The sequence below is a fragment of the Rahnella sp. RcJ3 genome (genome assembly GCF_009498575.1).
In the GTDB taxonomy this organism is placed as follows: Bacteria; Pseudomonadota; Gammaproteobacteria; order Enterobacterales; family Enterobacteriaceae; genus Rahnella; species Rahnella aceris.
Genome location: NZ_QSNX01000003.1, coordinates 1,388 through 13,801, shown reverse-complemented (window position 1 = coordinate 13,801; position 12,414 = coordinate 1,388). Strand labels below are relative to the sequence as shown.

The 12,414-nt window shown below is 52.9% G+C and carries 13 protein-coding genes; 6 read left to right on the top strand and 7 right to left on the bottom strand.

The window, feature by feature from the left end; all coding sequences use genetic code 11:
- Window positions 1-10: 10 nt before the first annotated feature.
- From DXU84_RS04875 to murJ, 3 genes are all read left to right on the top strand, one after another.
- Window positions 11-670, top strand: coding sequence for a DUF480 domain-containing protein (locus DXU84_RS04875; protein WP_112198646.1), 660 nt, complete (start codon window positions 11-13; stop codon window positions 668-670).
- Between the two features lie 12 nt (window positions 671-682).
- Window positions 683-1,594: a Gfo/Idh/MocA family protein gene (locus DXU84_RS04870; protein ID WP_370461727.1), complete on the top strand. Its 912-nt coding sequence runs from the start codon at window positions 683-685 to the stop codon at window positions 1,592-1,594.
- A 193-nt stretch (window positions 1,595-1,787) separates the two neighbouring features.
- Window positions 1,788-3,323 carry a murein biosynthesis integral membrane protein MurJ gene (murJ, locus tag DXU84_RS04865; protein ID WP_013575020.1) on the top strand — a complete coding sequence of 512 codons (1,536 nt, stop codon included), beginning with the start codon at window positions 1,788-1,790 and terminating at the stop codon, window positions 3,321-3,323.
- A gap of 62 nt (window positions 3,324-3,385) precedes the next feature.
- On the opposite strand, the gene argS is transcribed toward murJ, so the two are convergent.
- The gene (gene argS, locus DXU84_RS04860; protein WP_112198648.1) at window positions 3,386-5,119 is read right to left on the bottom strand and encodes an arginine--tRNA ligase; all 1,734 of its coding nucleotides are present in this window, start codon (window positions 5,117-5,119) and stop codon (window positions 3,386-3,388) included.
- 217 nt (window positions 5,120-5,336) lie between these two features.
- Here argS and DXU84_RS04855 point away from each other — a divergent pair, with 217 nt between their 5' ends.
- On the top strand, window positions 5,337-5,906 hold the full coding sequence (locus DXU84_RS04855) for a VOC family protein (protein WP_037036566.1): 570 nt from the start codon (window positions 5,337-5,339) through the stop codon (window positions 5,904-5,906).
- Here DXU84_RS04855 and DXU84_RS04850 read toward each other — a convergent pair.
- Window positions 5,903-7,051 carry a MalY/PatB family protein gene (locus DXU84_RS04850; RefSeq protein WP_013575023.1) on the bottom strand — a complete coding sequence of 383 codons (1,149 nt, stop codon included), beginning with the start codon at window positions 7,049-7,051 and terminating at the stop codon, window positions 5,903-5,905. The genes DXU84_RS04855 and DXU84_RS04850 overlap by 4 nt on opposite strands.
- Before the next feature lie 113 nt (window positions 7,052-7,164).
- Here DXU84_RS04850 and cutC point away from each other — a divergent pair, with 113 nt between their 5' ends.
- Both cutC and DXU84_RS04840 read left to right on the top strand, forming a co-directional pair.
- Window positions 7,165-7,923, top strand: a complete 759-nt coding sequence (gene cutC, locus DXU84_RS04845) for a copper homeostasis protein CutC (protein ID WP_013575024.1) — start codon at window positions 7,165-7,167, stop codon at window positions 7,921-7,923.
- 168 nt (window positions 7,924-8,091) lie between these two features.
- Window positions 8,092-8,595, top strand: a complete 504-nt coding sequence (locus DXU84_RS04840) for a lysozyme inhibitor LprI family protein (protein ID WP_013575025.1) — start codon at window positions 8,092-8,094, stop codon at window positions 8,593-8,595.
- A 309-nt stretch (window positions 8,596-8,904) separates the two neighbouring features.
- On the opposite strand, the gene DXU84_RS04835 is transcribed toward DXU84_RS04840, so the two are convergent.
- The 5 genes from DXU84_RS04835 to DXU84_RS04815 all read right to left on the bottom strand — a co-directional run.
- Window positions 8,905-9,108 carry a hypothetical protein gene (locus DXU84_RS04835; protein ID WP_013575027.1) on the bottom strand — a complete coding sequence of 68 codons (204 nt, stop codon included), beginning with the start codon at window positions 9,106-9,108 and terminating at the stop codon, window positions 8,905-8,907.
- 171 nt (window positions 9,109-9,279) lie between these two features.
- Entirely contained in the window at window positions 9,280-10,251 is a 972-nt protein-coding gene (gene cmoB, locus DXU84_RS04830; RefSeq protein WP_013575028.1) for a tRNA 5-methoxyuridine(34)/uridine 5-oxyacetic acid(34) synthase CmoB, read from the bottom strand.
- Window positions 10,248-10,991, bottom strand: a complete 744-nt coding sequence (gene cmoA, locus DXU84_RS04825) for a carboxy-S-adenosyl-L-methionine synthase CmoA (RefSeq protein WP_013575029.1) — start codon at window positions 10,989-10,991, stop codon at window positions 10,248-10,250. The genes cmoB and cmoA overlap by 4 nt, the downstream gene beginning before the upstream one ends.
- 136 nt (window positions 10,992-11,127) lie before the next feature.
- The gene (locus tag DXU84_RS04820) at window positions 11,128-11,523 is read right to left on the bottom strand and encodes an MAPEG family protein (protein WP_013575030.1); all 396 of its coding nucleotides are present in this window, start codon (window positions 11,521-11,523) and stop codon (window positions 11,128-11,130) included.
- A 111-nt stretch (window positions 11,524-11,634) separates the two neighbouring features.
- A partial coding sequence (locus DXU84_RS04815; protein WP_153375125.1) for a DUF72 domain-containing protein occupies window positions 11,635-12,414 on the bottom strand: 780 nt, incomplete at its 5' end.

Genomic DNA, 12,414 nt, shown 5'->3' with positions numbered 1-12,414 from the left:
GGAGAGCAACATGAAACACGAACTCAGCGCCCGGGAGGCCCGTGTTGTGGGCTGTTTACTGGAAAAACAACTCACCACGCCAGAACAGTATCCGATGACCCTTAACGGCCTGACCACGGCCTGCAATCAGAAGACGAACCGCGAGCCGGTGATGGAACTGAGCGAAAGTGACGTTCAGCAAACGCTGGATTTGCTGCTGCGCAAACACATTATCCGCACCCTGAGCGGCTCACGTACCATGAAGTATGAGCACCGTTTCTGTAATTCTGAATTCGGCAATCTCAAATTTTCCCCGCAGGAAGTGGCTGTAGTGACCACGCTGTTGTTGCGCGGCGCACAAACGCCGGGCGAGTTGCGTACCCGCACTAACCGTCTGCATGATTTCTCGGACGTTGCCGAAGTTGAACAAACGCTGACTGAACTGACAAACCGCGAAGACGGCCCGTTCTGCGTGCGTCTGGCCCGAGAACCCGGGAAACGTGAAAGCCGCTATATGCATCTTTTCAGCGGCGAAGTCAGCAATGTGGCCAGTACCCATGAAGAACCGCTGTTCAGCGCCGGGGCACAAAGCGCTGATCTGACTCTGACCGCGCGCGTGGAAACACTGGAAGCTGAAGTGGCGGAGCTGAAACAGCGTCTGGAAAATTTGTTGCAACATCTGGCTGATTAACAGGAGCGGGTTGTGAGTAAATTACGTATTGGTGTTATCGGGCTGGGTGGGATTGCGCAAAAAGCCTATCTGCCGGTGCTGAGTCACGCTGAAAACTGGACGCTGGTCGGCGGGTTTTCCCCGAATCAGCAAAAGGCGCAGACCATTTGCGACAGTTATCGTATGGCGTGTTTTTCCCGCATGGATGAACTGGCGGGCCAGTGTGACGCGGTTTTTGTGCACAGCAGCACCGCCAGCCATTTTGAAGTGGTCGGGCAATTGCTGGCGCAGGGCTTGCATGTGTATGTCGATAAACCGCTGGCTGCTGAGCTTGAGCAGGCTGAGCAGTTGGTTGAACAGGCGCGCAAGACAGGCAAAACGCTGATGGTCGGCTTCAACCGTCGCTTTGCACCGTTGTATCGTCAGCTCAAAGATAACATGCAGAGCGCTGCATCTTTGCGCATGGACAAACACCGGACGGATAGCGTGGGGCCAAACGATCTGCGATTCACCTTGCTGGACGATTATCTGCACGTGGTCGATACCGCGCTGTGGCTGGCAGGCGGTAATGCCAGTCTGGAAAGCGGTCTGATTCAGATTAACGAAGCGAATCAGATGTTGTACGGCGAACATCATTTCCTCTGTGGCGAAACGCTGGTGACGACATCGATGCATCGCCGGGCAGGGACTTTCCGCGAGAGCGTGCAGGCGGTGACTGAAGGCGCGGTGTATCAGCTGGACAATATGCAAATCTGGCGCGAGGAACAGCAGGATATTCTCACACAACTGCCGGTACCGGGCTGGCAAAGTACCCTGACACAGCGCGGATTTGTCGGTGCCATTGAACACTTTGTGGCCTGCGTGAGTAATCAGACGGCGCCGGAAACCAGCGGCGAGCAGGCGATTTATGCGCAGGCAATGATCGAGAAGATTCTGAATTCTTAACAAAAAAGCCGCGCGGGATGGCGTGGTTAACACTCTATAACAACATAAAACAACTGCCGGTGGCTATTGTATTGCGGATGCGTAGACTAAGCGCATCTTTGAGCCATGCGGCTTCATCTCTCACGCCTGCTGATGCAGGCGTGATGGTTTAACTATTTGATATACATGTAAACCGGTAAACAAGAAAAGTGACATGAATCTACTTAAATCTCTGGCAGCCGTCAGTTCCATGACGATGTTTTCACGTGTATTAGGTTTTGCCCGCGATGCCATTGTGGCACGTGTATTTGGCGCCGGAATGGTCACCGACGCCTTTTTTGTGGCGTTCAAACTGCCCAATTTGTTGCGTCGTATTTTTGCCGAAGGCGCATTCTCACAGGCGTTCGTGCCAATTCTTGCCGAGTACAAAACTCAGCAGGGCGAAGAAGCTACGCGCACCTTTATTGCGTATGTCTCCGGGTTGCTGACGCTGGTTCTGGCGATTGTCACCGTGCTGGGCATGCTCGCGGCGCCGTGGGTGATTTATATCACTGCGCCGGGTTTTGTGGATTCACCGGACAAATTTGCGCTCACCAGTTCTCTGCTGCGGATCACCTTCCCGTATATCCTGCTTATTTCTCTGGCCTCGCTGGTCGGAGCGATACTCAACACCTGGAACCGCTTCTCGATACCGGCGTTTGCGCCGACCTTCCTGAACGTCAGCATGATCGGTTTTGCGTTATTTGCCGCGCCGTATTTTCACCCGCCGGTGCTGGCGCTGGCCTGGGCCGTGGTGGCCGGTGGCTTGCTGCAACTCGGTTATCAGCTGCCACACCTGAAGAAAATCGGCATGCTGGTGCTGCCGCGCCTGAACCTGAAAGATGCCGGTGTATGGCGCGTAATGCGCCAGATGGGACCGGCGATTTTGGGTGTTTCCGTCAGCCAGATTTCACTGATCATCAACACGATTTTTGCCTCGTTTCTGGTCTCCGGCTCAGTTTCATGGATGTATTACGCTGACCGCCTGATGGAGTTTCCTTCCGGTGTGCTGGGCGTGGCGCTGGGCACGATTTTGCTGCCTTCGCTGGCGCGAAGCTTTTCCAGCGGAAATCACGGTGAATACAATCGCCTGATGGACTGGGGCTTGCGTCTGTGTTTCCTGCTGGCGTTGCCAAGTTCCGTCGCCCTGGGGATTCTGGCCAAACCGCTTACGGTGGCATTATTCCAGTACGGCAAGTTCAGCGCGTTTGATGCTTCGATGACGCAACGTGCACTGGTGGCCTATTCCGTCGGGCTGATGGGGCTGATCGTGGTGAAAGTGCTGGCTCCGGGCTTTTATTCACGTCAGAACATCAAAACACCGGTGAAAATCGCCATCATTACCTTGCTGATGACGCAGGTGATGAACCTGGCCTTTATCGGCCCACTCAAACACGCGGGGCTTTCCCTGTCGATTGGTCTGGCAGCCTGTCTGAATGCTTCGCTGCTTTACTGGCAACTGCGTAAGCAGGATATCTTCCAGCCTTTGCCGGGCTGGAGAGTGTTCCTGATTAAGCTGATTGTCGCGGTGGTTGCCATGTCAGCAGCATTGCTCGGCATGATGTGGCTGATGCCTGCATGGGATGTGGGGGGAATGGCGTATCGTCTGGCGCGTCTGGCGGCAGTGGTTGCTGTCGGCGTAGTCGCTTACTTTGCCGTGCTTGGCCTGCTGGGCTTCAGGGTGAAAGAATTTGCCCGTAAGCTGGACTGACGCAGATTACAGAAACACAAAAGGGCGCATGAGCGCCCTTTTTTAATATCCACAACCGTGCGTTACATGCGTTCTACGGTTTCGATACCCAGCGTATCCAGACCGGTTTTCAGCGTGCGTTGTGTCAGCAGTGCCAGTTTCAGGCGGCTGTTACGGCTGGTTTCATCTTCTGCATTAAGGATCGGGCAATGCTCGTAGAAGCTGGAGAACAGGCCAGCCACGTCGTACAGATACGCACACATGGTGTGTGGCGTGCCTTCGCGGGCGACAACGGTCAGTACTTCTTCGAACTGCAACAGACGGGTCGCCAGCGCAGCTTCACGTTCCTCGCTCAGTACAACCGGTTGAGTCAGACTGTTCACGTCGATGTCTGCACGTTTAAAGATAGAGGCTACGCGGGTATAGGCATATTGCATATACGGCGCGGTGTTACCTTCGAACGCCAGCATGTTGTCCCAGTCGAAGATGTAATCGGTAGTACGGCTTTTTGACAGATCAGCATACTTGATTGCGCCGATACCCACCGCGTTAACCAGTTTTTCCAGCTCCCCGGCGTCTTTCATTTCCGGATTCTTTTCGGTGATCAGCTTACGTGCGCGATCAATCGCTTCATCCAGCAGATCAGACAGTTTCACTGTGCCACCTGAGCGGGTTTTGAACGGCTTACCGTCTTTGCCCAGCATCATGCCGAACATATGGTGTTCCAGCGCCACAGAATCCGGCACGTAACCGGCTTTACGCGCTATGGTCCATGCCTGCATCAGGTGCTGGTGCTGACGGGAGTCGATATAATACAGCACGCGGTCGGCCCCGAGTGTTTCGTAGCGGTATTTCGCGCAGGCGATATCGGTGGTGGTGTACAGGTAGCCGCCATCTTTTTTACGGATGATGACGCCCATCGGATCGCCTTCTTTATTTTTGTATTCATCAAGATAGACAACAACTGCGCCTTCGCTGTCGACGGCCAGACCTTTGGCCTGCAGGTCGGAAACGATGCCCGGCAGCATGCTGTTGTACAGGCTTTCACCCATCACATCGTCTTCGGTCAGGGTGACGTTCAGACGATTGTAGGTTAGCTGGTTTTGCTTCATGGTCACGTCAACCAGCTTGCGCCACATCTGCAGGCAGTATTCATCGCCGCCTTGCAGTTTCACCACGTAGCCACGCGCCCGCTCGGCGAAGGCTTCGTCTTCGTCGTAGTTTTTCTTCGCCGCGCGGTAGAATTCTTCCAGATCAGCCAGATTCATGTCACCGGCGTTTTCGTTCTGTACTTTTTCCAGATAGGCAATCAGCATGCCGAACTGTGTACCCCAGTCGCCAACGTGGTTAGCGCGGATCACTTTATGGCCGAGGAATTCATTGGTGCGCACAGCCGCGTCGCCGATAATGGTGGAGCGGATGTGGCCAACGTGCATTTCTTTCGCCACGTTTGGCGCAGAATAATCGATGACGATAGTTTGGGGTTCAACCGGTGTGATACCCAGTTTTTCATCGTTAAGGGCGCTGTCTACATGCGCAGCAACAAAAGCAGGATCCAGGAAGATATTGATGAAACCCGGCCCGGCGATTTCGACTTTATTCGCGATGCCGCTCAGGTCTAACAGTTCAACGACTTTCTCTGCCAGTTGTCGCGGTGGCATACCGAGTTTTTTTGCCACGGACATAACACCATTAGCCTGATAGTCGCCAAACTGAGCTTTAGCGGACTGACGGACTTGCGCTTCGCTGTCGGCTGAGGCGCCTGCAGCGATCAGCGCCTGGCTGACTTTTTCTGAAAGAAGTGACTGAATATTCACCGAAGTACCTTTATTTAGGAATGTGGTTGTTTGCTGTTCATCCCATGGTGGACGAACCTAAAATGATGCGTGTTTATATCATATTAGCCTTGCGGCGTCAGTATCACCGCACGTCCGGGCTAAGGAAAACGCGATTGTGCGGCATGTCTCTGGCAACCGGATGAAAGGCTGTGTAAATTACCCGACCCTGAAGATCTGCAAACGAAAACAAGATAGGATGACCGCCATGAATCACGTGCCGGAGTTACAGGATTTAGCTGATGATTTACCGCGCTTTGTCGACGTACTGACGGCGTTCGCTGCAAAATTGCACATTAATCTGGGTGGGTTTCACGCAGATCATATTTCAGTGCGTTGTCATCAGAACACGACGGCGGATCGCTGGAAAACCGGCCTGGAAAAGTGCGGCAGCCTGTTGAATGAGACCCTGATTAACGGCCGGCCAATTTGTCTGTTTTCGCTCAACGAACCTTTGCAGGTCGGGCCGCTGAGTATTGATCTGGTCGAGTTACCATATCCCGGCGATAAACGTTACCCGCACGAAGGCTGGGAACATATTGAGATTGTCCTGCCCGGTGCTGAAGACGAATTATATACACGGGCGCTGGCGCTGATTGCTGATGAAGCGCTAATGACGCCCGGTATTAAGCTGAAACAAAGTGCGCCCAAAGGGGAGAACGAGCGTTTGCCTAACCCGACGCTGGCAATCACTGACGGCTCTGTGACCATCAAATTTCACCCGCACAGCCTGCGGGCGATTGTCGCCAGCGAAAGGGAAGACGGTTAACGTTGCAGCGTCAGTAACGCCGCTTCCATGCGATCCAGCGCTTTTTCCAGTAACGCGCGCTGGCAACCCAGATTGATACGCACATAAGCCGGTGCGCCAAAATCAGCGCCACCTGAGAAACCGACCCCGGCGTCCACAAAGAAATGGTAAGGGTCCTGCACCGGCAGTGCGCTGGCATCAATCCAGCCAAGGTATGTGCCTTCCGGCGCCAGCATGCGCAATCCTGGCATAGCGTTGATTCTGGCTGTCACCCGTTCGCGGTTACCTCGCAGGTATTCGAGCTGTGCGTTAAGCCATTCCTCGCCATCGCGATAAGCGGCGGTCGCGGCGACATACGCCAAAATATTGACGTGCGGCACAATGCCGTGACTGGCCTCAAGGAATTTCCGGCGTAGTTCCGGGTCAGGAATAATCGCCATCGACGCGCCCAGACCGGCAAGGTTGAAGGTTTTGGACGGCGACATCAGCGTGATCGAACGCTGTTCGGCATCGGCATTGAGTGAGGCGAACGGGATGTGTTTCAGGCCCGGTTCGAGGATCAGGTCACAGTGGATTTCATCCGAACACACCACAAGATCGTGACGTTGCGCGAAGGCCTGCTGTTCGAGTAATTCCTCGCGACGATACACCGTGCCACCGGGGTTATACGGGTTGCAGAGCATCAGCAGCTTTTCGCTGCCATCCAGTAGATTGTCGGCCGTGGAAAAATCGGCCACCCAGCGCTGTTGCTGCTCAGTTACATTAATGGATTTAAACTGACGCCCTTCAGCCTGAGCCGCCTGCATAAACGGCGGATAAATGGGCATGGGCATCAGACTGGAGTTTTGTGGTGCAACAGTGGCGCGGACGGCGACGTTTAATCCGCACACCAGGCCTGGTAACCAGACGATCCATTCGGGCTTAATAGCCCATTCGTAACGATCCGCCAGACGTTTTACCACTAAATCAATGAGTTCCGGCGGTGTGAAACCATACCCAAATACGCCTTCTGCGACACGTTGCTGCAACTCTTTGATAACCTGAGGCGGAGAAGTGAAGTCGGTATCGGCAACCCAAAGCGGTATCACATCCTGATTATTGTATTTATTCCACTTAACGCTATCACTGTGACTGCGGTCTACCCATAAATCAAAATTGAGTGTCATAGTTAGCTTTCCTAAGCAAACAGATTGGGTGGGGATGCTCATCTCAAAGCCTACGCGACATGGCCGGCTGCAGACAAGTGTTGTAGCATAATGCCGTAATCAGGAGAGATCACATGACTAAATTAGAAGTGTGTTGTTACAGCGTGGACTGTGCATTGACAGCAGAACAAGCCGGGGCCGATCGTGTTGAATTGTGCGCCAGTCAGGCTGACGGGGGCATTACGCCGAGTTACGGTACCCTCAAACTGGCAAGGGAAAAAGTGACCATCCCTGTACATCCGATTGTCCGTCCGAGGGGGGGTGACTTTTGCTACAGCCAGAGTGAATTTGAGGTGTTGAAAAGCGACATCGCTTGTATTCGCGATCTCGGCTATCCGGGTCTGGTGGTCGGCATGCTGGATGCGGAAGGGCATATTGATATGGCGAGAATGTGGGAGGTGATGGCGCTGTGCGGCGATATGGCCGTAACATTCCATCGCGCATTCGACATGTGCCTTAACCCGAAGATTGCACTGGAGCAGTTGACTCAGTTAGGGGTGGCGCGCATTCTGACCTCCGGGCAACAACAAAATGCTGAAGTCGGTTTACCGATGCTTCGGGAACTCAATCAGCTGACGCGTGGTCCAATTATTATGGCTGGCGCGGGTGTGCGTCTGACGAATTTGCAGAAGTTTGTGGATATCGGGCTGACGGAGTTACACAGTTCAGCAGGGCGTCAGGTGAAATCCGCCATGCGCTACCGGAAAGCCGGTGTCACTATGAGTTCTGATACTGACTTTGATGAATTCAGTCGTTATTGCGTGGATGGCGATATTGTTGCCGCAATGAAAAGCACATTGCAGTTTGACGATGAAATATCCCGCACGGCGTAATAACTCAAAGATTTAACCGGGTCACACGACCCTTATTGCGTCGCCCTGCGCAAGTACCAGGCCCCGTCATGTTGGCGGGGCTTTTTTTGTGCTCCTGATTCTGCTGTCGTTGTGTAATTGATTCGGATAATCTGTCTGCTCATCAAATTGTTACCGCCGGACAGGGACATGAAAAAGTTAGTGATTACTCTCGCGCTGTTGGGATTTACGCACTCATTATTTGCCGCTGATAAACAACCCAGCAGTGTTCTGGATAATGGTGCTGAGACATTTGCCATTGACTGTGCAGGCAACCCTCAGCAAACGACGCTGGATATGAACGATTGTTATGCGGAAAAAATTGACAAGCTGAATTGGGTGAAACAGACGTACCTTGTGGCGGCCAGAAAACGTATTGAGCAAACGGCTACAGGTCCGAACCCGGATCCTGACGCAGCAGCTGTGCTGAAAGCGTTTGATGAGGAAACTCAGGCGTGGGATGCGTTTGAAGAGAAAGCCACTTTTGCGACGTACACCGACTATCAGGGCGGGACGATCAGAGGCGTGATGTCGCTGTCGCGGAAAATGGAACTCATCGAGTTGCGTGTTAAAGATATCTGGAGCAACTGGCTGCAATATCAGGATTCAACGCCAGCGGTATTACCCGAACCAAAATTTAAAGATGACCATTAATCCGGTTTTCTTGGCCTGAAAAAGCGCCCGGGCGGCGCTTTTTATGACGGGCAGCACCTCAGCCCCAGGTCAGCAGCGCCACACCGAACATTCCTGCTTTCACCACCAGGCACATCACGAAAAGGCCTAGAACAATAACAGCCCGATCCATGAGGAATCGAATTCTTCTGCGCATTAATTTCTCCACGAAATACTTGCGTACGGATAAATTGGTTGGCCGAATTTATACACGAAATGCTATGAATCAATCCAATGATATAGCGTCAAAACGTGGAGCTTTACAAAGGGCTGTGGCTGACGCGGAAACAATTACTTCTCGTAAAAATTTTTTATTCTGATAGCGACGTCAATATTTGCCCAGTGCAATTCGTTTTCCTTGTGCAGACTGCTGCTGCCATCTTCCCAGGAAACGTAATACGACACGATGTCGTGCTCTGATTCAAAAGTATTCATCACGGTACCTTTGATATCGCCAGATCTGTGTTTAACGATGCTGCCTTTAGGGAACTTCATACTTCCTCCCGTAATGCGAACGACGATCTCCGTCATAACAAACCGATAGCCTTCTGAAAGGTTAGACCTTTTTACAGCGTGATGTACAGAGTGACGTGACTGAAAGTGAGGATAAAGTGTGAGCAATGACTTCCGCCAGACAGGAAGATGTCTGGCGGAGGAGGAAGGTCGTTATGGCTTGCGGGCGATGAGCAAGGCGCGGCGAGGAGCCGGATAGCCTTCGATAGTTTTGGTCGGATCATTCGGGTCGAGGAATTCAGCCAGTGATTCGCTGGTCATCCAGTCGGTACGGCGCTGTTCTTCAAGTGTCGTGACGCTGACATCCGCAATACGCACATCCACAAAGCCGCATTTGATCAGCCAGTTTTTCAGGGCTTCAGCAGAAGGGATGAAATAAATATTCCCCATCTGCGCGTAACGGTCACCCGGCACCAGGACCTGCTCGCTGTTACCTTCGACAACCAACGTTTCGAGCACCAGTTCCCCTTCGCTGACCAGCTGATTTTTCAGTTGCAGAAGATGATCTAATGGCGAACGGCGGTGATACAGCACGCCCATGGAAAAAACGGTGTCGAAAGCGTTCAGCTCGGGTAATTGTTCGATGCCCAGCGGCAGCAAATGTGCGCGCTGATCGCCCCCCAGTAATTTACGCACGGCCTCGAACTGACACAGGAACAACTGCATCGGATCGATACCCACCGCCAGATGTGCGCCTGCACCAATCATGCGCCACATGTGATAACCGCTGCCGCAGCCGACATCTAAAATCGTGCGGCCAGCAAGGGAAGAAATGTGCGGCAAAACGCGATCCCATTTCCAGTCAGAGCGCCATTCAGTATTGATTTCAACGTCGTACAGCGAGAATGGTCCTTTGCGCCATGGCATCATATTACGCAGCAGGTTTTCAATCCCTTCGCGCTGACCGGCAGGCAAAGGGACTTCCATATTGGCGCTGACGCTGTGCAACAAATCCAGACGTTCCGGCTGCAACAGCGGCAAACGATCCACCGAGTTAAACCACAGTTTGAATTTGCCGTGCAGAGATTCTTTCTGCCACGCGGTCAGTTGCGAAGGCAAAGTATTGAGCCACGGACTTAACGGCCCTTTGGCGATAACGCGATAAAAATCACCGAAATCAATCATTGTGCTTCTCCGGCTTTCAGCGCAATCAGTGAGCCGAAGTTAAAACACTGGAACCAGACTTCCGTGTGCTGGAAACCGGCCTGATGCAGGCGGGCTTTATGCGTTTCGACGGAATCGGTCAGCATAACGTTTTCGAGCATGCTGCGTTTCTGGCTGATTTCCAGCTCGCTGTAGCCGTTCGCACGTTTGAAGTCGTGATGCATATTGAACAACAGTTCGCCGACGTCTTTGTCTTCGAAGCTGAATTTTTCTGACAGCACCAGCGCCGCGCCCGGACGCATGCCCTGATACACCTGATTCAGCAAACGCTGGCGGTCAGCCGGTTCGAGGAATTGCAGGGTAAAGTTGAGCACTACCATCGAGGCATTTTTCAGCTCGATATCGAGAATATCGGATTCGATCACGCTGACCGGTGTATCCGCACGGAAAGCATCAATGTGACGACGGCAGCGTTCCACCATGGCGGGAGAGTTATCGACAGCAATAATTTCGCAGCCCGGCACCTTAATGTTACGACGCATCGACAGCGTGGCAGCACCCAGCGAACAGCCCAGATCATAGACATTGGAGTCGGGCTGAACGAAGCGCTCGGCGAGCATGCCAATCATCGAAATAATGTTGGAATAGCCCGGAACAGAGCGTTGGATCATGTCAGGGAAAACTTCCGCGACGCGTTCATCGAACGTCCAGTCGCCAAGCTTATCTATAGGTGCAGAAAACAGCGTATCGTGGTTTGCCATAGCGGTGAGTCAGGCCAAAAAGAATGTGGGTAAAAAGTTGAGGGCAGATTTTAGCAGATACTGGCGCAGGCAGATACCTGCGCGCCTGGGAGTTGTTTCAAAAGGGCATCAAATCTGTCTGGCAAATGTTCAGTGCTCAGTCAAAGTTGAGGAATTGCGACCACGGCAGATAGATAATATTGATCACCACCATCAGCACCAGAGAAATATAGGTGGCAGCCATGCCATTACGGCGCCAGGCAAATTCGCGGTTTTTCAGCCCGTAATAATGGAATAACCGGCCGAGGATCAGTAACAGGCCGCAGGCGTGTACAGTCCATATCGCCGCGCCGTTCATTTCCATATACAACAATAATAAACAGCCAATCGGCAGATATTCTACAGCGTTGCCGTGTACACGTATGGCGGTTTGTAATTCGTAGGATCCGCCGTCGCCGGTGGCGATACGGTATTGCATCCGCAGACGGACAACATCGAAAGAGAGTTTGATCAAAAGTATGGCGGCAAGCACGACATATAACGCGCTAATCATGATGACTTCCTTGGTTATTCCCTGTATCCCGGCGGAACAGCACTGATTTTCCGCTGCGTAGCCATGATAACGGGAAGGCATAAAACTGTCGTCAGAAAAACCTGAATATTCTTAGAACAACGCATCCTGCTCCGGCCAGTCCGGCGCGGGCTGGACCGAAGGAATGTGCTGACGCAGATCCTGCCACAGGTAGCGTGCCTGCTGGGGCGCGTCGGAACAATCGGGCGTATGAATAAACAGATACGGTGACAATCCCTGTGATTGCCAGTCGTTGAGTTTTGCAATCCACTGGCCGAAAAGTGGACGGTTTGCCTCAAGACTGTCGCCGCCGATAAAGCGGACAATCGGGCGGGAGGATGTCGCCAGCGCGTGCAGCGGCAGTATCGGTTTTTTGCGTTTGGCTTCGAGCACCGCTTCGGTGGTGGAGGTTGAGCTGTGAACCGGGCGACTGTCAAGGATCGCACGATTAATGCCGCGCAGATGTAATCCCTGATTCAGCGCCCGTTCTTCCTCACCTTTATTGAAGAAATCCGCATGGCGCACTTCAACGCCGTAATCGAAACCGGCGGGCAGGGCATCAAGAAATTGCCACAGGCGATCAAGATGTACGGGCGCAAATGCGGCAGGAAGTTGCAGCCAGAGCTGGCCGATGCGTTCACCGAGCGGTTCGAGCGTGCGGTAAAACATATCGACGTCTTCCTGACAATTCGCCAGTGCGGCTTTATGGCTGATGATGGAAGGAAATTTAAAACAAAAACGGAAAGACTCAGGCGTCATATCACGCCAGCGCATCACCACTTCCTGTTTGGGCAGGGCGTAAAACGTGGTATTGCCTTCGACGCAATTGAAGTACCGCGCGTAATCGGCCAGATCACGCAAACCCACCTGTGT